Here is a 23,928-nt window from a genome sequence, read left to right on the forward strand (position 1 = left end):
TACCTTCAATGGCTGGGTTTCACTTGCCGGTCTTCACGGCATTCCAGGTACGGGTGATCAGGCGCACGGCGGCTTGGGACTGGCTTTTCTGGGTGAACAAGCGCTGCATCGTCGCCGGGTCCGGGTAGATGGCCGGGTTGTCGCGTATATCGGCATTTACAAAGGGCTTGGAGGCCAGGTTGCTGTTGGCGTAGTGAATGGTGTTGCTGACGCCGGCGATCACTTGCGGTTGCAGGAGGAACTCGATGAACTTGTGGGCATTCGCCACATGGGGTGCGTCGGCCGGGATGTAGAAGTTATCGAACCAGATCAGCGAGCCTTCCCTGGGGATGAAGTAACCCAGGTTGACCTTGGCCCCGGCTTCCGCCGCCCGGGCCTGGGACGTGGCGTAGTCGCCGGACCAGGTGGTGGCCATGCACAGCTCGCCATTGGCCAGGCCGTTGATAAAACCGCTGGAGTCGAATTTGCGGATGTACGGGCGCACGGCCATCAGCACGTCCTGAGCGGCCTTGAGGTCTTTGGGCGCCACGCTGTTGGGGTCCAGGCCGAGGTAGGTCAGGGCCAGCGGGATCATGTCGGTAGGGGAGTCCATGAAGGTGATGCCACAGTCGGCGAAGCGCGAAACGATCTTGGGATCGAAGATCATCGCCAGGGAGCCGATGGGCGCATCTGGCATGCGTTCCTTGATCTTGTCGATGTTGTAGGTCACGCCATTGCTGCCCCAGGTGTAAGGCGCGGAATAGGTCACGCCCGGATCATGGGTTTCCAGGCTTTTCAGCACTTGCGGGTCGAGGTTGTTCCAGTCCGGCAGCAGCGCTTTGTTGAGGGGCTGGAAGGCCTTGGCCTTGATCAGCAGCGGTACCAGTGACGCATTGAGCACCACCAGGTCATAACCCGAGCGCCCGGACAGCAGCTTGCCCTGCACGGTCTCGTAGGAATCGTAGGTGTCGTAGATCACCTTGATGCCGGAGGCTTTCTCGAAGTCGGCGAGGGTGTGTTCCCCGATGTAATCGGCCCAGTTGTAGATGCGCAAGGTGTTGCCCGGGTCGTCAGCGGCCTGGCTGACGGACGTTGATGCAAGCAAGACAGCGCTGAACAGGGCGATAACGGCTTTATGCATGGCGAACCCACCTTGATGTTGTGCTTGTTGTCAGGCCGAGGGGCTGATTGCACTTTCAGGCAGGTGGCGGGTGGGGCGCCATACCCCGTTCGGGTAGGAGGCGGTCAGGGCAGTACGATGTAGTCGTTTCGCGTGATGACCGGGCGGTGCACGCCGGGTTCCAGGTGGATGTAGCGCCCGTCTACCAGGTCGATGGGCAGGCAGTCGTCGATATCCAGTACGCCGTCGGTGTGGGATTGCGTCCAGTGCGTGAGCATCTGCTGTTTGCCTTGGGCTGCCGCCTCCCTGGCCGTACGCGCAACCACCAGCAGGTAGTGGTGTGCCTCGCCAAAGACGTTCGATTCATACCCGCCCAGGTTGATGAAATACAGGCGCGGCGCCCCGGCGTTCGGCGCCAGGTGGCTGAGCTGGACTTTCCAGCCGTCAACGCCATCCACCGTCATCCAGGAGTCGATATGCACACCTTTCTGGCTGCCAAACCAGCCCTCGCGCAGTTGCGGGTAGGCGGCTTCCAGGGTGTCGGCGACGGCGAACACCACATCATGCACTTCGATTTTCGCCCGGGGGTGCTTACCCCCCAACATGACCACAAACAGCATTGCAGGCCCTTTCTATGGCTGGGATGGAAAGGGCCACCTTCCTTCGATTGAACCCTTTTGTCCAGTCGGTGCCACACTGTTAATTCGCAAATTCATCAGGAGGTTGTCATGCGCACCATTGATCTGGCCGGCGTACCCGTCCCTGTCATCGGCCAGGGGACCTGGCGCATGGGCGAGGATCCCGGCAAGCGCAGCGCCGAAGTGGCCGCGTTGCAACTGGGTATCGATGAGGGCATGACCCTGATCGATACCGCTGAAATGTATGGCGAAGGCGGTGCCGAAGAAGTCGTCGGCGAGGCGATTCGCGGCAAGCGCGACCAGGTGTTCCTGGTCAGCAAGGTGTACCCGCACAATGCCAGCCACAAGGGCATTCCACGTGCATGTGAGGCCAGTCTCCAGCGCCTGGGCACCGACTACATTGATCTGTATCTGTTGCATTGGCGTGGGCAATACCCCCTTGAAGAAACGGTAGAAGCCTTCGAGCGCTTGCGTGAGGCAGGCAAGATCGGTCGTTGGGGTGTGTCCAACTTTGATGTGGCAGACCTGCAGGAGCTGGCTTCCCCGGCCTGTGCCACCAATCAGGTGCTCTACAACATCGAGGAGCGCGGCATCGAGTTCGACCTGCTGCCATGGTGGCAGCAACACAATTTACCGTTGATGGCCTACTGTCCCATCGCCCAGGGTGGCGAGCTGTTGGCCAGCCCGACCCTCAAGCAAATTGCCCGTCGCCACGAGGTCACACCCGCCCAGGTTTCCCTGGCCTGGGTCTTGCGCCAGGACGGGGTGATCGCGATTCCCAAGGCTGTTACGCCAGAGCATGTCCGGCTCAATGCCGCAGCGGCGAAGCTGGTGCTGGATGAGCACGACCTGGACGCGATTGACCGGGTTTTTGGGGCGCCGAAGCGCAAGCATCCGCTGGCGATGGTCTAGTGGCCGACAGAAACGGTGCCGTCCATGGCGATGCCGTTTCTGTTTCGGTGGCTGCTTAGCCGGCTACCGGGCTGCGCCAGTCATCAGAGCCAGAGGTACCGGAGACCTCATGGGTCCAGACGATTTTCCGGTAAGTGAAATACACATCCTCCAGGTGCGTGAAGTGTGCGTTGTTCGGGTCCTGGCAATTGGGCATCCGTGACTGGATGTCCACCAGGATCGCGTCTTCCAACTCGATGGTGAAGTAGTGTTCCTGGGTTCCGGCTGAAGAGGTTCGGTACCACTCAAGGCGGCACTTGACCATTTCCCCGGAGGTCAATGCGCTGAACAGCAATGGCGACGATTTATCGAATACCTTGCTGATCATCAGGGGCTTGTGCACACGCTGGCCGGTGGGCTGGCCGGATTGCGGGTCACGGGGAATGATCACCTGATGCTGGAATGCCTCCACCAGGATCTGGTCTTCATGGCCTTCCTGGTAAATGTTGCCGACCGAGTCCTGGGTGAACGTGCCTGCCGTGATCAAGCCTTGCTTGGTGCCGGTGATGGATAGATACGCGGGTGTTGGCATGACGGTTTTCCTTGCCTGATAAATGAGGTCGTCCCGGCCGACGGACTTGCCTGCCGGGTAATGCTCGATATCAAGAAGCGTGCCGGAAAGTTCGAACGTCAATGAAAGCAGGGGGTTAAGGTTTTATTGGTTTTTATTTTGAGCGGCATTAAAGGTTCTAATTCGATTTAGTTGTACTTGTTTGCGCAGGGGTGTGCAGTTAGTTGCTCATGTTGATGGACGGTGTTATTCGCAGAGTTCACGTCATTCATGATGATGCCTGGCGCCTTGGCTGCGCAAATTCTTGCGCGTCGGTGATTTTTCTATTCTTGTAGGAAACTCCTTAACTGCTATTTGGTGGCTTGAACAATGCTTTTTGCATGGATAAGGTTCGTGCTCTTCTCGTAGGGAAGGCAAACTTTAATCAATGTCCTGATGTGCGCTTGAATGGCCATTAGTTCACTGAACATGTTCAGGAAAGTAAAGTGCGGCCCATAATGGTTTACTCAGACAGGCTTTCCGATTATTACCTCGAACTTGCGCAGGCACCCAACTCGAAAACGAGTTATGCGGGGGCCGATATGCGTTTTTCGACCGAGTATGAGGCGCTTGAAACTGAACTGGGCAAGGCGCACTCCATTCACGGAAACAGTCAGCCTGACTGGCAATGGGTCGTGGAAAAAAGCGAGGCGCTGTTACGCCACCAGTCCAAGGACTTGCGGGTCGCTGTCTGGTTGACCTGGGCCTTGCATCAGCGCGAGTCCTTCCCCGGGCTACTCGCAGGCCTCGGATTGCTGCGCTACCTCTGTGAGCATCATTGGGCGGTCGTCTATCCGGGCAAGCTGCGTACCCGCAGTGCCGCCTTTGGCTGGCTGGTCCCGCGCCTCGAGCAGGTGCTTGCACAACCTGTTTCGTTCAAGGATCAGCGGCCCTTGTTCCACTGCATGCTCGAACACCTGGCGCGGCTGGACGAGTTGTGGACCGAACACCTTCTCGAAGATGCGCCACTGTTACTGCCGGTTCGCAGGCAGCTGTCGGACCGATTGCAACAGTCCACCGAGAGCGAACCTCCAGCAGGCGGTAGCACAGGGGTGATCGCCCATATCAGGCAGGTCGCGACTCAGTTGATGGCGCCCGAGCCCATTGTGGAAAACGAAAAGGACGCCCACAAGCTGCTGCGCACGCTGCAGGAACATGCCCGGCCGTTGTCGGCCTGGTGGCAGCGCCAGAATGCCACTGACCTGCGCGCACTGCGTCTGAACCGAACGTTGACCTGGCTGACGATCACCAGTCTTCCGGACTGTGACAGCGAACAGGTAACGCCTTTGCGCGGGCCGGCGCCCGACAAGCTCAAGCGGTACCAGGAGCGCTTTGCCCAAGGGCAGCATACCGACCTGCTGCTGGAGCTTGAGGGCAGCCTGGCCGGAGCACCTTTCTGGTTCGACGGCTTGTACCGGGTGTGGGAGTGCCTGCAGGCACTCCAGGCCGACCTGGCCATGACCGAGCTGGAAGTGCACTTCGCGCTGTTGCTCCAGCGTTTGCCGGGGCTTGCACAGCTGCGCTTCCACGACGGAACACCCTTCGCCGACGACGTCACCCGTGGCTGGATCAACACCCAGGTTGCCCGCCATTTGCAAGCCCCGGTTCCACTCAGGTCGGCACCTGATGCCCCGGCTGCGCCTTGGGACAAAGCGTTGCACGACGTCATGCCCGTGCTGCGCAAGGACGGGTTCAAGGTGGCTGTGCGGTCCCTCAAGCAGGGCATGCAAACCGCAACAGGTGATCGTGCCCGGTTTCATTGGCGGCTTGGCCTGGCCAGGTTGTGTTTGCTGGCAGGCAAGCATGACCTGGCCAAAGTCCAGCTCGATCACCTGGACCACGAGCTGCAGCACTCAGGCCTGCAGCGCTGGGAGCCCGAGTTGGCGGTTGAAGTGCTGCAGCTCTTGCATGGCTGCTGTGACGTATTGCCCCAAAGCCATTCCGTGCGTGAGCGCAAGGAAGATGTCCATCGCAGGCTGTGCCACTTCGATCTCGAAGCGGTAATTGAATAGGCTTTCGAGCCCCCCGAAAAAGGAGAAACACCATGGCGAAAGAAGGTTCGGTAGCCCCCAGGGAACGCATCAATATCACGTTCAAACCCGCCGTCGGCACTGCGCAGGAAGAGGTCGAGCTGCCGTTGAAATTGCTGGTGCTTGGTGACTTCACCCAGCGTGAAGACCTGCGCAAGCTCGAAGACCGCAAGCCCGTCGGCATCGACAAGAACAGCCTCGACGAGGTGCTGGCCAAGCAGGCCTTGGGCCTGGCCTTGAGCGTCCCCAACCGGCTGCAGGATTCAGCCGAACCTGACGAGTTGGCGATCCGGGTCAGGATCAATTCGATGAAGGACTTCAATCCTGCACAGCTGGTTGAGCAGATACCCGAGCTGAAAAAGCTCATGGACCTGCGCGATGCACTTGTGGCGCTCAAGGGGCCGCTGGGCAACACGCCGAGCTTTCGAAAGGCCATTGAAAATGCCCTCGCCGATGACGATTCGCGCAAGCGGGTATTGGCTGAATTGGGGCTGGACAGCTCCGCCGTATGACTCTCTCAGTTAAAAGGACACTGACACCATGACTACCAGCCAAAGCCCGTCGCATGCGCCCATCACGGATGAGTACAGCATTCTCGACAACATCATTGCCCAGACCCGCCTCAGCGCCGACGACGAGGCCTACAGTATTGCAAAGCGCGGAGTCTCGGCATTTATCGAGGAGCTGATCAAGCCGCAAAACAAGGGCGAGCCGGTCAAGAAGCGCCTGGTTGACCGGATGATTGCCGAGATTGACGCAAGGCTCAGCCAGCAAATGGATGAAATCCTGCACCATCCCGACTTCCAGGCACTGGAGTCTTCCTGGCGTGGCCTGCAGTTGCTGGTTGATCGCACCAATTTTCGTGAAAACATCAAGATCGAACTGCTCAGCGTCTCCCGCCAGGACCTGCTGGATGACTTCGAGGACTCACCGGAGGTGACTCAGTCCGGACTCTACAAGCACATCTACAGTGCCGAATACGGTCAGTTCGGCGGCCAGCCCGTAGGGGCAATCATCGCCAATTATTTCCTTTCCCCCAGTGCTCCCGACGTCAGGCTGATGCAGTACGTTTCCAGCGTGGCCTGCATGGCCCATGCACCGTTCATTGCGGCGGCGGGTCCTGGCTTCTTCGGCCTGGAGAGCTTTACCGGCCTGCCTGACCTCAAGGACCTGAAGGACCATTTTGAAGGGCCGCAGTTTGCCAAATGGCAGAGTTTTCGCCAGAGCGAAGATGCCCGCTACATCGGCCTCACCGTACCGCGCTTTCTATTGCGTACGCCGTACGATCCCGTTGATTGCCCGGTCAAGACGTTCGCCTACCAGGAACATGTGGCCAGCAGCCACGAACACTATCTGTGGGGTAATACGGCCTATGCCTTTGCTACCCGCTTGACGGACAGTTTCGCCCGGTATCGCTGGTGCCCGAACATTATTGGCCCGCAGAGTGGTGGTGCAATTGAGGACTTGCCGCTGCATCACTTTCACAGCATGGGCGAGATCGAAACCAAGATTCCTACCGAGGTGCTGGTATCCGACCGACGCGAATACGAGCTGGCGCAAGAGGGCTTCATTGCCCTGACCATGCGCAAGGGCAGTGACAATGCAGCGTTCTTTTCCGCCAGTTCGGTGCAAAAACCCAAGTCTTTTGGAATCAGTGCCGAAGGCAAGGCTGCCGAGCTGAATTACCGGCTCGGTACCCAATTGCCGTACATGATGATCGTCAATCGCCTGGCCCACTATCTCAAGGTCCTGCAGCGTGAACAGCTGGGGTCGTGGAAGGAGCGCACCGACCTTGAGCTGGAACTCAACAAATGGATTCGCCAATACGTAGCCGACCAGGACAACCCCAGCACTGAAGTGCGTGGACGGCGCCCGCTTCGGGCTGCGCGCATTGTTGTCAGTGATGTCGACGGGGAGCCTGGCTGGTATCGCGTCAACCTGAGCGTTCGCCCGCACTTCAAGTACATGGGGGCAGACTTCACTCTGTCGCTCGTCGGCAAGCTCGATAAAGAATGAGCCGCCGCCACGTGATTACCCAAAACCGCAGCCTTTTCGAGCGCCTGGAGTCCGGCGTGGGGCGCAGCCCGCAAGGTTGCGTCGTGGAATCCGTGGCGGGTCATCTGGCGAAAATGCTCAGCACCCGTGCGGGCAGTGTCCAGACGCTACCTGATTACGGGTTACCTGATCTGAATGACATGCGCCTCAGCCTGCATGACGCGTTGAGCCAGGCTCGGTTCCTGATCGAGCGCTTTATCCAGGCCTACGAACCCCGTCTGAAGGATGTCCGTGTCAAGGCATTGCCTCAGGACCGTGACCCGATGGTGCTGGCTTTTTCCATCGAGGGGGCCATGGAAGTCAATGGCATGACGCAAGCGGTCGCCTTTTGCGCCAGCCTGGCTCACGGCGCACGGGTCGAGGTCAAACCGGATGTCGTTTAACCGCTACTACCAGGGCGAGCTGAGCGCACTGCGACAGTTGGGGCGACGGTTCTGCGAGCGCAACCCGGCACTCGCGCCGTTTCTTGGGGACGCTGGCCAGGACCCGGACGTAGAACGGTTGCTTGAGGGTTTTGCATTCCTCACCGGTCGCCTGCGGCAGAAGCTTGATGATCAATTGCCGGAGTTGAGTCACTCGTTGATGCATCTGCTGTGGCCCAACTATATGCGGCCGCTGCCGTCGTTCAGCATGCTGCAGTTTGATCCGCTCAAGCGCACAGGGCCGGCCATCAGGGTCGAGCGGGATACACCGGTGGAAAGCATTGCGATCGACGGTGAACGCTGCCGTTTTCGTACCTGTTACCCGACGCAGGTCTTGCCGCTGCAACTGGCCGCCATGGAGTACTCGGTACAGGGCGAGGGCGCTTTGCTCTGCCTGCGTCTGGAGATGACGGCCGAGGGCAACTTCAGTGAGCTGGAACTGAACTGCCTGCGTTTGCATCTCGCGGGGGAGCAGCCCGTCAGCCAGGCGCTTTACCTGGGGCTTTTGCGTCACCTGGACGGGTTCGAGTTGCAGCCTTTCGGGCGCGACGGGCTGCCGGTCATCGGCGCCGACGGCAAGCCTGTTTCATTGCGTCTGTCCAGCAACGATATCAGTCCTGTGGGCTTTTCCGAGGATGAGGCACTGATCCCTTATCCGTTGAATACCTTTCGTGGCTATCGCCATTTGCAGGAGTACTTCGCCTTTCCCGACAAATACCTGTTTGTCGATGTGAGTGGCCTTGGCGCGTTGAGCAGGTTGCCTATTGACGTACTCAAGCAGGTACATGGCGTGACGTTACGCTTCGACATGCGTGGCCGCGGTATTGAGCGAATGGCGCCTACCCTGGACAACGTGAAGCTGTACTGCACGCCCATCGTCAATCTGTTCAAGCACGACGGCGTACCGATTCGCCTGGACGGCAAGCAGGACGAATACCTGTTGTTGCCTGGCGAATACGCCAGGGGGAACTGCGGTGTATTTTCCGTCGACAAGGTCACGGGATGGCGGCCGGGAGGCCTCGGGTACCAGGAATATGTTCCGTTCGAATCGTTTGAGCACGATTTTGGCAGCGCCGCGCCCAGCTATGGCGTTCGCCAGCGGCCATCCCTGCAACATGCCGGCCTGGATACCTGGCTGAGTTTCGACCGGTGTCCAGTGCATGAACAGGAAACCCTGTCGATTGAACTGACCTGCACCAACCACAACCTGCCATGCCTGCTGCAGGTGGGCGATATCAATCAGGCGTGCGAACAGACGCCCGAGTTTCTCTCGTTTCGCAACATCACCGCGGCAACCCCCAGCTTTGCGCCACCCCTGGACAGCGACTTCCTGTGGCGACTGATCAGCAATATGTCGCTCAACTATCTGTCATTGACCGATATCAACGCCTTGAGGGTGATCCTCGAAACCTACGACCTGCCGCGTTATCACGACCGCCAGGTGGAAAAGGTCAGCAGGCGAAGGCTGGGCGCCCTCCGTTCGATCAGTCACCAGCCCGTAGACCGGCTGCACCGAGGCCTGCCATTTCGCGGCTTGCGGGTTGACCTCACCATCGATCCTGAAGGCTACCTGGGGGAGGGCGACGTGTTCGTCTTTGCCTCGGTGCTCAACGAGTTCTTCGCGCTTTACGCCAGCCTCAACTCGTACCACGAACTGCGAGTCATCAGCACACAAGGAGACGTGTACCTATGGCCACCCCGGATGGGCCAGCAGCCCCTGCTTTAACCGCACTGTCCCGAGTGATTCGCGAGTACTCGGTGTTTCAGGCGGTCGCGCAGATTATCGAGCGTCTGCGCGAGGCGCATCCCTCGCTGGACGAGGATGCGCTCTACGATCAATTGGAGTTCCAAGCCAACCCAGGCTTTGGCTTTCCCGGCAACGACATTGATCGTGTGGAGTTTTTTGTCGAGCACGGCCATTTGCGGGCACGGCTTCGCCTCAATGTGCTGGGCCTGTTTGGTACAGGGTCACCGCTGCCGGCGTTCTATGGCGAGCAAGCCTTTGCCGAGGTAGCGGGCGGTAATCCGACGCGGGAATTTCTTGATCTTTTTCACCATCGCCTGCACCGGCTGATAGTGCCGATCTGGCGAAAATATCGTTATCAGGCGAGTTTTCAAACGGGCGCCCGCGATCCCTTTTCCGAGCAGATGTTTGCATGGGTGGGCCTGGGTGGCAGCGCGATTCGCAGCGCGGCTCAACTGAACTGGAAACGCCTGTTGCCCTACCTGGGGCTGCTGAGCCTGCGCGTGCACTCCGCCGCGCTGATCGAGACCGTGCTGCGTTATTACTTCAAGCACAACCGGCTGGTCATCGAGCAGTGGGTCGAGCGCAGGGTAGTGATCGACCAGGAGCAGCGCAATGATCTTGGTCGCGCCTATAGCTCGTTGGGTTCGGACCTGGTGCTGGGGGAGTGCCTTATCGACCGCAGTGGCATGTTCAGGGTTCATGTATTGGCACTCGACTGGCAGCGTTTTCACGAGTTTTTGCCCACCGGGGCGGGTTACGAGCCGCTGTGTGCGCTGGTGCGTTTTGCCGCCCGGGACCCCTTGGAATACGACGTGCGACTGGTGTTGGCGGCGGGCGAGGTCCGGCCGTTGCACCTTGGCGAGCACAACGTCTGCCGCCTGGGCTGGACCAGTTGGCTGGGGCATGAGCGGGCAGACGGCGTGGTCATCCTGGCCAGTAAAAATCATTAGGGATTGATGGATATGATGAATGTGGATCTGCAACAACTTATCCAGGCATTGACGGCGTCCACACGGCGCGACCTGGAACGCAGCGCCGAGCGTTGTGTCACCCGGGGCGGCGGCGAGGTCCTGGTGGAAGACTTGCTGCTGACGCTCCTGGAGCATCCCGAGGGTGTTCTTATGCGAGCGCTGCAGGATGCGGGCGTGGATGCCGGGGAATTGCAGGCCGTGCTGCATCCTCGGGTCGACCAGAGCGCTTCCCGCAATCCGGTGTTTTCGCCCGCCCTGGTGCAATGGCTGCAGCAGGCGTTGCTGGTTGCCCATCTGGAGCTGGGCCGACGGGAAGTGGACCATGGCGCCTTGCTGCTCGCCTTGTTGCGCAACCCGATGCAGCACGCTGGCAGCCGTTACCAGGCGGTGATGAGCACGCTTGATGCACCGCGTGTGCTCGGATTTCTCTTGAGTGAAAACGCGCAGGCGGCTCCCGCTGAGGCGGGGAGTTCCTTGCTGGAGCGCTTTACCCATGACCTGACTCGCCAGGCCCGGGACGGGAAACTCGACCCCGTGCTCTGTCGCGATAACGAAGTCCGGCAAATGATCGATACGCTCGCGCGGCGGCGCAAGAACAACCCCATTCTGGTGGGCGAGGCGGGTGTCGGGAAAACCGCGATAGTCGAGGGCCTGGCCCTGCGGATCGTCAGCGCGCAAGTGCCAGAGGTGCTCAGGAAGGTGCGCCTGCTGACCCTGGACATGGGCCTGCTGCAAGCCGGTGCCAGCATCAAGGGTGAGTTCGAGCGCCGCCTCAAAGGCTTGATCGATGAGGTCAACGCCTCGCCGCAACCGGTCATCCTGTTCATCGATGAGGCTCATACCCTGGTCGGCGCAGGCGGCTCGGCCGGCAGCTCCGATGCCGCCAACCTGCTCAAGCCAGCGCTGGCACGAGGTGAGTTGCGTACCATCGGCGCGACGACCTGGTCGGAGTACAAGAAATACTTCGAGAAAGACCCTGCGTTGGCGCGGCGTTTTCAGCCGGTGCAGGTGCACGAGCCGACGGTTGACGATGCCGTGACGATTTTGCGTGGGTTGGTCCCGGTGTATGAGGCCAGCCACGGAGTCTACGTGCGCGATGACGCCGTGGTCGCCGCCGCGCAGTTGAGTGCCCGCTACCTGGCCGGCCGCCAGTTGCCGGACAAGGCTGTGGACGTGCTGGACACTGCTTGTGCCCGGGTGCGGATCAGCCTGGTCACGGCGCCGGACGAACTGCAGCAGTTGCGCGCCGAACTGGCCGAGGGCACGCGCCAGCAACGTGCCGTGCGCAGGGATGCCGACGCGGGGTTGGCCATCGATGAACAGGTGCTGCAGCACCTCACCCGGAGACTGGAAGAAGTAGAAGTCGCACAGTTCCAGCTTGAACAACGCTGGACCCACCAGCGCGAACTGGCCGAGAAGGTACTCTCGCTGCGCCAGCAACTGGCCGACGCCGGTAACCTTGGCGAAAGCACTGAGGCTCTCGCTTCGCTCCTGGCCCAGAACCATCAGGCGTTGCAGGCCATACAGCACGAACAGCGATTGGTCAGCTTCGAAGTATGCCCACGGTTGGTGGCACAGGTTATCAGCGCCTGGACGGGTATTCCCCTGGAACAGCTTGCCTGCGAACACAGCGCGAAGGTCCTGAACTTTGCGGATGATCTGCGTGGTCGCATCCTCGGCCAGGAAGGTGCCGTGCAGGTCCTGGATCGTTGCCTGCGGGCTGTCGCGGCCGGTGTGAAAAGGCCTGATGCCCCCGTGGGGGTATTTCTGTTGGTGGGCCCCAGTGGTGTCGGCAAAACTGAAACAGCCCACGCCCTGGCCGACCTGTTGTATGGCGGCGAGCGCTTTGTCACCACGATCAACATGTCTGAATACCAGGAGAAACACTCACTGTCCCGGCTGATCGGCGCACCACCGGGTTATGTCGGTTACGGGGAGGGCGGGGTGCTGACTGAGGCGGTGCGGCAAAAGCCCTATTCAGTGGTGCTGCTCGATGAGGTGGAAAAGGCCGATCCGGATGTCCTGAACCTGTTTTACCAGGTGTTCGACAAAGGGGTAGCCAATGATGGAGAAGGACGTGAAATCGACTTTCGCAATACCCTGATCCTGATGACTTCCAACCTGGGCAGCGATCTTGTCACCGGGCTGTGCGCCGACAGTCAACGACCGGCTGTCGAAGTACTGCACGCCGCGATCCGGCCGGTACTGACAGCTCATTTCAAGCCGGCGCTGCTGGCCCGTATGCGAGTCGTGCCGTATTACCCGGTGGCAGGCGCGGCGCTGCACCAACTGATTGAACACAAACTTCAGCGCCTGGGCCAGCGTCTGCTTCAGCGCAAGCTCGCATTCAGTCACGCAGGGGATCTTGTCGCACACATGGCCGAGCACTGTAGCCACAGTGGGAGTGGCGCGCGGTTTGTCGACCAATGGATCGAGGAAAACCTGTTGCCGCAGGTGGTGGATCGCCTGCTGGATGCGATGGCCGTTGGCAAGTCCCTGCAGTTCGTCCATGCCAGGCTGGATGCCAATGGCACCGTAATCTGTGAGTTCAGCTGATGGCGGACAATCCGTTTACCCAGTTGCCAAGCCCGCTGGACTACGCCACTGCCTTGTTGGGATGGTTTACCCGGTTGGGCATCAATAGCGACGAATCGACATTGGCCGATGACTTTGCGACGGGCGCCGCGCAACTGAGCGGCTGCGAGCTTGGCCAGTTGTACCTGCTCGACCAGGCCACCGGCCGCCTCGAACTGGCTGCCCAGTATTTGCCGGGCCTGTCGCCGCCAGGGGCGGTTGTGAGCTCGGGCGCGGATTTGCGGAACGAGCAACTGTTGCAGTACGTGCTGCAACAGAACCGGGTGTTTAACCTCACCGAGGCAGGCAGCAGTGTGTATGACACGGGGTTTCTGCCAGCGGGCGCGGCGTCCTGGCAATCACTCCTGTGCGTGCCGTTACCGGGGCCGAGCAAGCAGGTATCCGGGATGGTGTTGTGTGCCAGCCTGCGAGCGACGGAGCTGGCTGGCTATGGTGCGTCCCTGGGCCAATTGGGCAGTTTTGTCTTGAGCCAGTTGGCCCTGTTGCGGCGAATGCGCCGGGCTCCCGGTGCGTTGAAGGTGGTTCGCAGCACCCGCAGCACCAGCGCCTACGGCTTGATCGGAAACAGCACGGCCATGGACGAGACGTGCCGCCTGATCGGCAAGGTGGTGCATAGCCCCTACACCGTGCTGCTCCGGGGCGAGACCGGCACCGGTAAAGAGGTGGTCGCCCGGGCCATTCATGCTGCCGGCCCGCGCAGCAGCAAGGCATTTGTGGTGCAAAACTGCGCAGCGTTTCCCGAAGGCTTGCTCGAAAGTGAGTTGTTCGGTTACCGCAAAGGCGCGTTCACCGGGGCCGAAAGAGACCACGCCGGCCTGTTTGACACCGCCCACGGCGGCACGCTGCTGCTCGACGAAATCGGTGATATGCCGCTGTCACTGCAGGCCAAGTTGTTGCGGGTCCTGCAGGAGGGCGAGATTCGGCCGTTGGGTGCCAACACGTCCCACAAGGTCGACGTGCGAATCGTCGCGGCGACCCACCGGGACCTCACCAGCATGGTGGCTGAAGGAAGCTTTCGCGAGGACCTTTATTACCGGCTGGCGCAGTTTCCTATCGAGTTGCCGGCGCTGCGCCAGCGGGACGGGGACGTGCTGCAACTGGCCCGGCATTTCGCCGACAAGGCCTGTGCACTGTTGGGGCGAGCCACGGTGGGCTGGTCGAGTGCGGCCCTGGATCAACTGTCCAGCCACCACTTTCCCGGCAACGTTCGTGAGCTCAAATGCATGGTGGAGCGGGCGGTGCTGCTGTGCGACGACGAGGTGATCCTGCCTGCGCATTTATCGCTGCCATCAACCCTGTCCGCGCCCGCCGTCGACGCAACGCTGCGCCAGCGCATGGAGCGAGTCGAGCGGGTAGTGCTGATCGACTGCCTGCGCAAGAACCGTGGCAATCGAACCCGCACCGCCCGTGAACTGGGCCTCGCCCGGCGCACGTTGTTGTACCGCCTTGCTCGCCTGGACATTCCGTTTGGCGAAGTCCAGGGAGAGTGCTGAATGGCACACCCTTTCAATTCCGGGAGATACCTGATGCCTGTTAGTCAGTGGCAAGCCCTGGTGCTTGTGTTGTTTTTGCTGAGTGGCTGTAACACCAATCATGTCTTTGACGACGATGACTACCGTCCGCTGGGTGATCCGCGGTCCACCGGTCGTGGCCTGTGAGCGCGGAGGAGTCCTGCCATGCAGCTAGTGTTTGAGGTGTGCCCTGCGGGGCCAGCAGAGTCCGCGCCGGCGCTGCGCAAAGTCTTTGACGGTGTGGGGGGCGTCATCGGCCGGGGGGGCGGTTGCGACTGGACCCTGCCTGACACCAGTCGCCAGGTTTCCGGTCGTCACGCGGTGATCAGTTATCGTGACGGCCGGTATTTCCTGACGGATATCAGCAGCAATGGAACCCGCCTGGCAGGCCGCAGTGAGCGTCTGCATGAGGGGCAGCAGCAACCGATAGATGACGGCGCGGTATTTCAGCTGGGGCCGCTGAGTATTCGCGCACGACTGGTCAGCCCACCGCTGGGACAGGGCCAGGACGGATTACACAGGCTGATTCCCGATGATGCATTCCTTGAGCTGGACCCACTGCGGGCACTGGCCAGCGAACTGCAGCGCGAGGACGGGTCGCAAGAGCTGGCGGCCCTGAACATGACCACCTACGAGACATTGCGCTGGACGGACCACGCGGCGGCGGACCGGGATCACCTGACGGTTCCCGAACTTGTGAAGCCTGCGCGCCAGGTTGCCCCAAGTCCGCAATCGCCCTTTCCAGGTCACGGCTCAGGGCCATTCTGGTTGGGGTTTGCGCAGGCACTCGGTATTGATCTGGGCGACCTCGATGAGTCGGCAAGAGAAGTCCTGGCGATCAAGGCCGCGAGCTTGCTCCGGCAAATGACTGAAGGGTTGCAACAGAGCCTGGGCACCCGTAACGAGCTCAGGCAAGAGCTGAAACTGGCACTCACCCAGACACCGCTCCAAAGCCCCAACCCACTTAGAGACAGCGCAGACGCCAGTGCGGCCTTGGGGTCGCTGCTGGGTGTCGGGCAGCTGGGGCAGGTTTCCGCCGAGATGCTTGTCATGCGGGCGTACCGCGACATGCAGGCTCACGAGGTGGCCTTGCTGGCGGCCTGCCGCGCGGCAGTACGCGGCGCTCTGGCAGCCTTTGCGCCCGGCCATTTGCTGCTGTGCTTCGAACGCCAGGCAAGGCCGCCGCTGATCCCCCGGTGTGGCGCCCGCTGGCGCGCGTATCAGCGCCATTACCAGACACTGATCGAGGACGAGCACTTGAGCGAGCGCCTGCTGGGCAGCGACTTCGCCAAGGCGTACGAGGAACAGATTCGTCTGATCTCAACCCTTCACCGTTATCCAGGATGATCTTCATGGCCCGAGTCACCGTTGCATTGTTGTGCGCTGTAATGGGTTTGCTGGGTGGTTGCTCCCTGTCGCCCTTTTCGAAGTTGACCAAGCTGGACCTGACACTGACCGCCAGCGAACGGGTCAACCCTGATCTCCATGGTCGCCCGTCGCCGATCGTGGTGCACCTGATGGAGCTTCGACACCCCGTGGCTTTTGAAAATGCGGACTTTTTCAGCCTTTATGCTCATGCCGAGCACACGTTGCCCAAGGACCTGGTGAACCTCGAAGAGCTGGAGTTGCGCCCCGGCGATCACTCCACGCTCAAACTCAGTCTCGAGCCAGGCAGTCGTTATGTCGGCGTGCTGGCGGCGTACCGTGATTTGCCTCACTCGCAATGGCGCTATGTGTTGCCGGTGACCGCGCAGCGATTGACCGGCGCTGAACTGATCCTTGATCAGGCCGGCATTCGGTTGGTCAACCCGCAACCCGCGAAGGTGGGCGACTGACATGTACAGCCAAAAAGTCATCTGGCAGGAAGGCATGTTGTTGCGCCCTCAGCATTTCCAGCAAAACGATCGGTACCACGATCAGCAACTCACGCGCCGCACCCAGCTGTTGTGCCGTCACGCCTGGGGCTTCCTGGCCCTGGAAATCGATGTGCAATACCTCAATATGGGCAAGGTCGTTATCAGCCAGGCCAGCGGCATATTGCCGGATGGCAGTCTGTTCGAACTGGGTGGCGCGATGGAGTCGCTGGTGCTGGAGGTTCCGGTAAATACCGGGAAGCAGTCGATCTACCTGGCCTTGCCGCTGGCCACAGGTAACTGTGTTGAAGCCCGTCGACCCGAGCAGATTGATGTGTTGGCGCGCTACAAGACTCTTGCGGTAGACGTCAGCGACTCCAACGCCGGGGAAGAAGCTCGTCGTCAGGTCAATTGCGGGCAGCTGGATTTTCGCCTGTTGCTGGGGGAGCAACACAGCGACCCGCATTACGTGAAGCTCAAGGTTGCCCAGGTGCTCAGTTGCACCGAGGAGGGCGTCAGCCTGGACCCCGATTTTATCCCGAGCTTCATTCACCTGCATGGTTCCGGCTACCTGCTGTCTTGCCTCAAGGAAGTGATCAGCCTGCTCGCTTACCGGGGGGATGCCATCGCCGAGCGGATTCGCGCCAACGGTACCGCCGCCGGCGCGGAGGTTGGCGACTTCCTGATGTTGCAATTGATCAATCGCACCGAACTGGTCTTGCGTCACTACCTGGGCCTGAGCCAGGTCAGCCCTGAAACGCTGTATCGAACATTGCTGTCGATCCTGGGTGAACTCGCGACGTTTGCCAGCGACAGCAAGCGTGCGCACTTCGAGGGGCATTACCGGCACAGCGACCAGGGCGCCAGCTTTCGTGGATTGATGGAGCCGATTCGCAGCCTGCTGTCGATGGTGCTTGAGCAGCATGCCATTGAGCTGGCGCTGCAGCCTCGCCAGTACGGGGTGCTGGTGTGCCCGGTGAGCGATCTCAACCTGCTGGGTTCGGCGACCTTCATTCTGGCCGCCAGCGCCCATTGTGACGCCGAGGAGCTTCGACACCGGCTTCCGGCGCACCTCAAGGTCGGCCCCGTGGAGCGGATTCGCGAGTTGGTCAACCTGCAGTTGGCGGGCATCAAGGTCAAGCCGCTGCCGGTGGCTCCCCGGCAGATACCGTTTCATGCCGCCAACACCTATTTCATGCTTGAACTCGGTGCCCGGGACATTGAGCAGTTGAAGCAGTCGGGAGGATTTGCCTTCCACGTCAGCGGTGAATTTGCCGAACTGGAACTGAAATTCTGGGCCATCAGGAACTGAGACCATGGACAGGGAATACCCGCAGGACGAGAAAACCGTCCTGCTTGATCGACAGGGACGCGGACCGGCGCAGGGACCGATGACCGACTTCGCATCGCCGCCGCGTTTCGAACAACTGGAAGACCGGATGATCTACGCGGCCCGCTTGCAGGGCGCGGAGCATTTCGACATTGGCCTGAACAGTTTGGTGGCGCCTGCCTGGGAGCTGTTGTCCGAGGTGGTCCGCCTCAAGCGCAGTACCGCCGAGGAAAGCCTGCGCGCCCTGAATGAACGACTCTCGGCTGCAGTCACGCTGTTCGAGACGCGGGCCCGGCATGACGGGGCCCAGGCCAGCGAGGTCATGGCGGCGCGGTATGTGCTGTGCAGCGTGATCGACGAGGCAGTGGTCACCACCTCATGGGGCAGCCAGAGCGATTGGTCGAAGATGAGCCTGCTGAGCAGTTTTCACAACGAAACCTTCGGCGGCGAGAAGTTTTTCCAGTTGCTTGAGCGCATGTCGAGGGACCCCTTCAAGCACCTGGCGATGCTGGAGTTGATGTACCTGTGCCTGTCCCTCGGGTTTGAGGGCAAGTACCGGGTCATGGAGCGTGGGTTGTTGCAGCTTGAACAGGTTCGGGACGCGCTGTATCGGCAGATCCGGCATGTGCGGGGTGATACGCCTGCGGCGTGCGCGCCGTCGCCCAGGCCGGAACAGCCGCGCCGGAAACGGCTGAGAGTCGTGTCGCTCACCTGGATTGCAGTGTTTGTCGCCGCCAGCCTGTTGAGCCTGTATGCAGGATTTGCCTGGGTGCTGGGCCAGCAGCGTGAAGCGGTGTTGCAACCGTATCAACTCGTGGCGCCGGATATTTTCCGGGCGCCGCTCTAACGCAGGGAGCAACGCATGAACGCATTCTTCAGGAGCGCGGGCGCCGTGCTGGGCAGGGTTTGGGTCTGGAGCCTGCTGCTGGTGCTCGCGGTCGCAATGACCGTGTGGTTCTTCGGGCCACTGCTGGCTGTCGACGACTATCGATTCTGGCAAGCGGCGGCATCGCGCTTGCTGACAATCAGCGGGCTGTTTTTGTTGTGGGGCCTGGCGATGGTGTATGCCAATTGGCGCAGTATGGCCCGGCAATCAACCGTCGATGACGGCGAGCCACGCCCGCGCAAAGGCCAGGTTGAAAACGAGCAGCGGCACCTGCGCGGTCGCTTCAAGGACGCTTTGTACACCCTGAAACACTCCCGGATTTATGGTGAACGCAGCCCGCGTTGGCGTAATGCATTGCCCTGGTATTTGCTGATCGGCAAGGAAGGCAGTGGCAAGTCCCGGATGTTGGCCGCCAGTGGCTTGCAGTTGCTCCAGGATCAGGGCGCGTCGGTAGCGACCCAGGGCGGTGCCACGCGGGACTGTGACTGGCATTTCGCCGAGGACGGCGTGTTGCTCGACATCGCCGGCCGCTACCTTACCCAGCCTGACAGCCAGGTGGATGGCGCGGGTTGGTCGACGCTGCTGGAGCTGCTCAAGGTGCGGCGCCGGACACGCCCGCTCAATGGTGTGGTGGTGGCGCTGTCCACGGACACATTGCTCCATGGCAGCGAGCGTGAGCTGGAGAATGAGGCGCGGGCAGTCCAGAGTCGGTTGCTGGAGATCCGCCAGACGTTGCATGTGGAGGTGCCGGTCTACCTGGTGGTGACCCAGGCCGACCGCCTGCCGGGGTTTGCGGAGTTCTTCGAGCGGCCGTTGGGCGAAGGCAGTGATGCGGTGTTGGGCGAATCTATCGTCCCAGGCAAAGCGGGTATTGGCATTGCCCAGGTACGACAGGCGTTTGAAGCACTGCTGCAGCGCTTGAGCGGTGAGCTTGTGCAGCGCCTGCACCAGGAACGCAACAGTGATCTGCGCGGACGGATGCTCGACTTTCCCCATCAGGCGGCCCGGATTGGCGAACGCCTGAGCCTCTATATCGACGTTGCTTTTTGCGGCCCGCGTTATCAGCACACCAACGGCTTTCGTGGTTTCTACTTGACCAGCGCCGACGGTGGCCCACAGGCACTTGAACCACGTTCGCACTTTATCCAGGGCTTGTTCAGCCGGGTGATTCTGGCGCAAGCCGACCTGGCGGACCTCGATAGCCAGGAGCGCCGTCGAATCCGCCGGCACCAGGGGGGGCTGGCCCTGGGCGCACTAGTGGTCGTCGTGGCGGCGGGCTTGCTGTGGACCCACAGTTACTCCTCCAATCATCAACGTCTGGAGCAACTGCAGGCGCTGGCACGACAGCCCGCACCCGTGCAGCCTGGGTCAGACGCTACCCAGGCACTCCTGCCGCTGCTGGACAGCCGCCTGGCGGCCACGCGGATTTTCCCCTTGCCGGGCGAAGCCAGGCTGGTTGAGCGGATGGGGTTGTATCAGGGCAGTATGAGCCGTCCGGTGCTGGAGCAGGCCTACGAGCGTGCCTTGGGCCGGCTGTTGCTGTCCCAGGTCAGCGAGATGCTGCAGGAACAGGTTCGCGGCAGCCTGGAAGATCGTGAGCGGCTGCTGGATAACCTCCGGGCGTACCTGATGCTCAACCTGCGGGAGCGTCGGGATGTCGGCTGGCTGCGTGAGCGGGTGGCGGGGCATTGGTCTGTACGGTTTGCCGGTGAGCCCTCCGTGCAAAACCGGTTGAATGAACATTTCGCGCGCTTGCTTGAGCAGCCGTTCGTGCAGCCGCTCGATGACGAGCTGGTGGCCCGCGCGCGCCACGTGTTGCGCGGCGAATCGCTGGTTGACGTGGTGTACCGGGTGCTGCGCGAACAAGCTCGCGGCCTTGAACCGTTGCGCCTTGCACACGGGCGGGTGTTTGAGGGGGGCGAGCGTTCCATTCCGGGGTTTTATACACGCACGTACCAACGGCATTTTGAAGCGCAGGGCGCGCGGCTGGTGAATACCATCGTCCAGGACAACTGGGTGCTGGGAGAGGGCGCCGACCTGAGCGCCATGGATTTGCAACGGTTGATGGTGGAGCTTGAACAACGCTACTTCAGCGAGTATGCCGATGCCTGGAGCGAGGCGCTTGGGCAGGTTGGCCTGCGTGAAACTGAAAACTCCAGGCAAGGCGCCGAGCAGCTCGCCAGCTTGACGTCGGCCCAGTCGCCGTTGTTGCAGTTGTTGCAGCAGGTTCGTGACCACACGCGCCTGCCGTCGGCCAGTGAGCGCCTCGACGAGCTGGCTGCCAAGCTGCCTGGGCCTGCGGCAGAGCGGTTGCCGACCGCCGCCGGGCTGGTCAATGCCTTGCCCGACAGCGCACGGCGAGCCATGCAGCGCCGCTTCGAGCCCTTGCACCAGTTGCTGGACAACCATGAGAACCCGGGAGCCGAGTTGACCGGCGTGTTACAGGCGCTCAACGACTTGCACCTGCAGTTGGCGAGCTTGAATCGCGAAGGCGCGCCGGAGCCGGTCGCGTTCGAGATGGTCAAGCGGCGGATCCAGGGGCAACAGGATGCGCTGAGTAACCTGCGCAACGTGGCCGCTCGTTTGCCGCTGCCGCTGGCGGGCTGGTTCGAAAGCCTGGCCGACGAGCATTGGCGCCTCATGCTCGACCAGGCCTATCGGCATGTGAACCAGCGTTATCAGAGCGAGGTATATGGTTTCTACAGCCGGGCGATCAAGCTGCGTTTCCCGTTCAATGCCCACGCCAGCAGCGACGTTTCCCTCAACGACTTCCAGGAGTTTTTCAAGCCTGAGGGGATCATGGCGCGATTCTTTGACAGCTATCTGAAGCCTTTCGTCAGCGGTGATTCCGGGCGCTACAGGCTGCGTAGCCTGGATGGGCGCAGCTTGCCGATGTCTCGGGCGTTGCTCGACCAGCAGGCGAAGGTGCAGGTGATCAGGCGCGGTTTTTTTGCGGATGAGCCGGGGGACTTGCAGGTTCGTTTCACGCTCGCACCCTATAGCCTGGACCCGTCGGTGAGTCGCGCGGTCTTGCGTTTGGGTGGCCAGCAGATGGAGTACCGGCACGGGCCGATTGTCCCCATTGCGATGCAATGGCCAGCCGAGGCTGAGAATGGTCGCAGCAGCCTGGTGCTGGAGCGGGGCAGCGAGCGGGCGTTGGGGCTCGAAAAAAATACCGGGGCCTGGTCCCTGTTTCGCTTGTTCGACTTGATGCAGAACGAACCCTCCAGCGGGCAGGATGAGCTGATCCTCAAGGCTGACCTGGCAGGCTTGCGCGCCAACTACCTGCTGACCAGCCGACGCACACCCAATCCATTCCAGATGGCGCAGTGGCGAACCTTTCGCCTGCCGGAGCAGTTGTGAGCCAACCTCGCGACCGCTGGCACAGCGCCGGTCGCACAGACCGTGGAAAGGTCCGTTTACGCAACGAGGATGCCTTTCTCGATTGCCCCGGGACGGGCTGCTGGGCCGTGGCGGACGGGATGGGCGGGCATCAGGCGGGGGATATCGCCAGCCAGTTGGTGGTCGATGGCCTGGCGTCATTGCCCGGCCAGGGCAGCCTGGATGAACGCGTCGAGGCGACCCGTCGTTGCCTGCAATGGCTCAACCGGCGGCTGGGCGATGAATTGACGCTGGCCTCCCATGGCGCCGAGGCCATCATGGGAAGCACGGTCGTGGCGTTGTTGCTTCAGGGCGATCGCGCTGCGTGTGTCTGGGCCGGTGACAGTCGTTGCTATCTGTGGCGCGGGCAGACGCTGTACCAGCTGTCGCGAGACCATTCGCTGTGTGAGCAATTGATTGACCAGCAGGTGAGCCCGGAACAGGCCAGGGCCCATCCAGACGCACGGGCCTTGACCCGGGCCATCGGCTCGCGGGCACCACTGAGCCCGCAGGTCCTGGAACTCGGTACCTTGGCAGGGGATGTGTTTCTGTTGTGCAGCGACGGCCTGTACCAGGCGCTTAGCCACTCTGAGTTGGGCCAGGCCTTGAGCCAGGGAAACCCGCAACGTGTCCTGGACCAGCTGTTTGCAGGTGTCTTGCGCGGCACGGCCGGCGACAACCTGACCGCTGTGGTGGTGCAGTCATGCGCGACCTGACCCACTTTGCCTTTGCCAAGGCCCCGATAAACCCACCGCGCGACGGAGCCCCCGAGTTGCTGGCCGGGCGGTACCTGATCGAGCGCGTGTTGGGCGCAGGCGGCATGGGCGTGGTCTATCGTGCGCGGGACCTGCTGCACGAACAGTTTGGCGAACCCTGTTCCAGTGTCGCGATCAAGGTGTTGGGCGAAGCCATCCGCGAGTCTGCGGATGCCCACGTGTTGCTGTACAACGAGTTTGCCCTGACCCGCAGCCTGCGGCATGAGCAGGTGGTGCGTGTGTATTCATTTGAAGTGGATGCTCCCGGCCAGATCGCATTCTTTACCATGGAACTGCTCCAGGGCATGACCCTGGACCGGTTGCTGCTGGAGTGCCCCGGCGGTTTACCCTGGCAAGCGCTGCAAGGCATCGCCGTGCAATTGCTCGACGCGTTGCGCCATAGCCATCAGCAGGGTGTGCTGCACGGGGATGTGAAACCCGCCAATGTCATGGTGGGAGACGGCGGCTTGCGCTTGTTCGATTTCGGTCTGGGCGAGGCTTGCGGACAGGCCCCGGCAGGTTCTCCAGGCTTGAGTCGCAGCCGCTTCAATGCCTGGACGCCCGCGTACGCCGCGCCGGAGTTGCTGGCTGGCGGAGCACTGTCGGCCAGCGCCGACCTGTATGCAGTGGCCTGTGTATTGTACGAGTTGGCACAAGGCCGACGCCACGCCAGTGACAGGCCGGCCCGGCCCCGGCAACTGCCTCGCCATTGCTGGCCTGTATTGCGTACGGCGTTGACGGCTGACCCTGAACGCAGGGCCGTTACCCTTGATGAATTACGCGCGGTGCTCGCTGATCGCAGGAAGGGCCTGGGCCGCTGGTTCTAGACGGGCAAGTCGTGCAGCTGGCAATACTCGAACCAACTCAGGCCTGCCATTTGCGCCACCTCCTTGTGCACCTCAAGGCGTTGCGCCTCGAACTCCGCCGGGGAATGCGCCGTCAATTTCAGCGTCAGTTCCCAGGCAAACAAGCCCTGTTGCTCCGCTTCTGCCTCGAAGGCTTCATGCAGGCGCTCGGCGCGGTACTGCTCCATGGTTTCCCCTTTGGCCTGGGCCGCCAGGGGGTTCAACGTATTCAGTTCCGCGGCCAGTGCCGGGTGTTCACTCAAGAATCGGTCCAGGGCTAGCTGGTGGTTTTCGCCGGGTTGGGACAAA

At 61.4% G+C, this 23,928-nt stretch carries 21 protein-coding genes; 17 read left to right on the forward strand and 4 right to left on the reverse strand.

The annotated features are described in order from the left end of the window. Positions 1-19: 19 nt before the first annotated feature. Both HX815_RS11975 and HX815_RS11980 read right to left on the reverse strand, forming a co-directional pair. Positions 20-1,120 (reverse strand): polyamine ABC transporter substrate-binding protein, encoded by a 1,101-nt coding sequence (locus HX815_RS11975; protein ID WP_177028304.1) that lies wholly within the window; start codon positions 1,118-1,120, stop codon positions 20-22. Between the two features lie 104 nt (positions 1,121-1,224). After that, entirely contained in the window at positions 1,225-1,719 is a 495-nt protein-coding gene (locus HX815_RS11980) for a DUF1543 domain-containing protein (RefSeq protein ID WP_003208031.1), read from the reverse strand. Positions 1,720-1,827: 108 nt separating this feature from the next. Here HX815_RS11980 and HX815_RS11985 point away from each other — a divergent pair, with 108 nt between their 5' ends. Then, positions 1,828-2,649, forward strand: a complete 822-nt coding sequence (locus HX815_RS11985; protein WP_003208032.1) for an aldo/keto reductase — start codon at positions 1,828-1,830, stop codon at positions 2,647-2,649. A gap of 55 nt (positions 2,650-2,704) precedes the next feature. Here HX815_RS11985 and HX815_RS11990 read toward each other — a convergent pair whose 3' ends face one another. Continuing rightward, positions 2,705-3,220: an Hcp family type VI secretion system effector gene (locus HX815_RS11990; RefSeq protein ID WP_003208034.1), complete on the reverse strand. Its 516-nt coding sequence runs from the start codon at positions 3,218-3,220 to the stop codon at positions 2,705-2,707. A gap of 476 nt (positions 3,221-3,696) precedes the next feature. Here HX815_RS11990 and tssA point away from each other — a divergent pair, with 476 nt between their 5' ends. From tssA to HX815_RS12070, 16 genes are read left to right on the forward strand one after another with little or no spacing between them, the layout of a single operon-like run. Continuing rightward, complete coding sequence (gene tssA, locus HX815_RS11995; RefSeq protein ID WP_177028305.1) at positions 3,697-5,250, forward strand: type VI secretion system protein TssA; 1,554 nt, start codon at positions 3,697-3,699, stop codon at positions 5,248-5,250. Positions 5,251-5,282: 32 nt separating this feature from the next. Beyond that, complete coding sequence (gene tssB / locus HX815_RS12000) at positions 5,283-5,780, forward strand: type VI secretion system contractile sheath small subunit (protein ID WP_003208038.1); 498 nt, start codon at positions 5,283-5,285, stop codon at positions 5,778-5,780. A 28-nt stretch (positions 5,781-5,808) separates the two neighbouring features. Continuing rightward, positions 5,809-7,284, forward strand: coding sequence for a type VI secretion system contractile sheath large subunit (tssC, locus tag HX815_RS12005; protein WP_177028306.1), 1,476 nt, complete (start codon positions 5,809-5,811; stop codon positions 7,282-7,284). Next, on the forward strand, positions 7,281-7,706 hold the full coding sequence (tssE, locus tag HX815_RS12010; RefSeq protein WP_102604773.1) for a type VI secretion system baseplate subunit TssE: 426 nt from the start codon (positions 7,281-7,283) through the stop codon (positions 7,704-7,706). The genes tssC and tssE overlap by 4 nt, the downstream gene beginning before the upstream one ends. Further along, on the forward strand, positions 7,696-9,471 hold the full coding sequence (gene tssF / locus HX815_RS12015; RefSeq protein WP_177028307.1) for a type VI secretion system baseplate subunit TssF: 1,776 nt from the start codon (positions 7,696-7,698) through the stop codon (positions 9,469-9,471). Before tssE ends, tssF begins: the two co-directional genes overlap by 11 nt. Further along, positions 9,435-10,442, forward strand: a complete 1,008-nt coding sequence (gene tssG, locus HX815_RS12020) for a type VI secretion system baseplate subunit TssG (protein ID WP_177019437.1) — start codon at positions 9,435-9,437, stop codon at positions 10,440-10,442. The genes tssF and tssG overlap by 37 nt, the downstream gene beginning before the upstream one ends. A gap of 12 nt (positions 10,443-10,454) precedes the next feature. Beyond that, positions 10,455-13,019, forward strand: coding sequence for a type VI secretion system ATPase TssH (gene tssH / locus HX815_RS12025; protein ID WP_177028308.1), 2,565 nt, complete (start codon positions 10,455-10,457; stop codon positions 13,017-13,019). After that, positions 13,019-14,551 carry a sigma-54-dependent Fis family transcriptional regulator gene (locus HX815_RS12030; RefSeq protein WP_177028309.1) on the forward strand — a complete coding sequence of 511 codons (1,533 nt, stop codon included), beginning with the start codon at positions 13,019-13,021 and terminating at the stop codon, positions 14,549-14,551. Before tssH ends, HX815_RS12030 begins: the two co-directional genes overlap by 1 nt. 33 nt (positions 14,552-14,584) lie before the next feature. Continuing rightward, positions 14,585-14,716, forward strand: a complete 132-nt coding sequence (locus tag HX815_RS12035) for a hypothetical protein (protein ID WP_003208049.1) — start codon at positions 14,585-14,587, stop codon at positions 14,714-14,716. 18 nt (positions 14,717-14,734) lie between these two features. Beyond that, positions 14,735-15,916: a type VI secretion system-associated FHA domain protein TagH gene (gene tagH / locus HX815_RS12040; protein ID WP_177028310.1), complete on the forward strand. Its 1,182-nt coding sequence runs from the start codon at positions 14,735-14,737 to the stop codon at positions 15,914-15,916. A gap of 5 nt (positions 15,917-15,921) precedes the next feature. Next, positions 15,922-16,404, forward strand: coding sequence for a type VI secretion system lipoprotein TssJ (gene tssJ, locus HX815_RS12045; RefSeq protein ID WP_177028311.1), 483 nt, complete (start codon positions 15,922-15,924; stop codon positions 16,402-16,404). Position 16,405: 1 nt separating this feature from the next. Beyond that, on the forward strand, positions 16,406-17,734 hold the full coding sequence (gene tssK, locus HX815_RS12050; RefSeq protein WP_134326852.1) for a type VI secretion system baseplate subunit TssK: 1,329 nt from the start codon (positions 16,406-16,408) through the stop codon (positions 17,732-17,734). 4 nt (positions 17,735-17,738) lie between these two features. Then, positions 17,739-18,599: a type IVB secretion system protein IcmH/DotU gene (gene icmH / locus HX815_RS12055; RefSeq protein ID WP_177022762.1), complete on the forward strand. Its 861-nt coding sequence runs from the start codon at positions 17,739-17,741 to the stop codon at positions 18,597-18,599. 15 nt (positions 18,600-18,614) lie between these two features. After that, entirely contained in the window at positions 18,615-22,001 is a 3,387-nt protein-coding gene (gene tssM, locus HX815_RS12060) for a type VI secretion system membrane subunit TssM (protein WP_177028312.1), read from the forward strand. After that, the gene (locus HX815_RS12065; RefSeq protein WP_087694172.1) at positions 21,998-22,735 is read left to right on the forward strand and encodes a PP2C family serine/threonine-protein phosphatase; all 738 of its coding nucleotides are present in this window, start codon (positions 21,998-22,000) and stop codon (positions 22,733-22,735) included. The genes tssM and HX815_RS12065 overlap by 4 nt, the downstream gene beginning before the upstream one ends. Continuing rightward, positions 22,723-23,601 carry a serine/threonine-protein kinase gene (locus tag HX815_RS12070; RefSeq protein ID WP_087694171.1) on the forward strand — a complete coding sequence of 293 codons (879 nt, stop codon included), beginning with the start codon at positions 22,723-22,725 and terminating at the stop codon, positions 23,599-23,601. Before HX815_RS12065 ends, HX815_RS12070 begins: the two co-directional genes overlap by 13 nt. Here HX815_RS12070 and HX815_RS12075 read toward each other — a convergent pair. Then, entirely contained in the window at positions 23,598-23,927 is a 330-nt protein-coding gene (locus tag HX815_RS12075) for a DUF6388 family protein (protein WP_087694170.1), read from the reverse strand. The genes HX815_RS12070 and HX815_RS12075 overlap by 4 nt on opposite strands. Position 23,928 lies beyond the last annotated feature (1 nt).

This window comes from Pseudomonas sp. E6002, from assembly GCF_013385565.1.
Lineage (GTDB): Bacteria > Pseudomonadota > Gammaproteobacteria > Pseudomonadales > Pseudomonadaceae > Aquipseudomonas.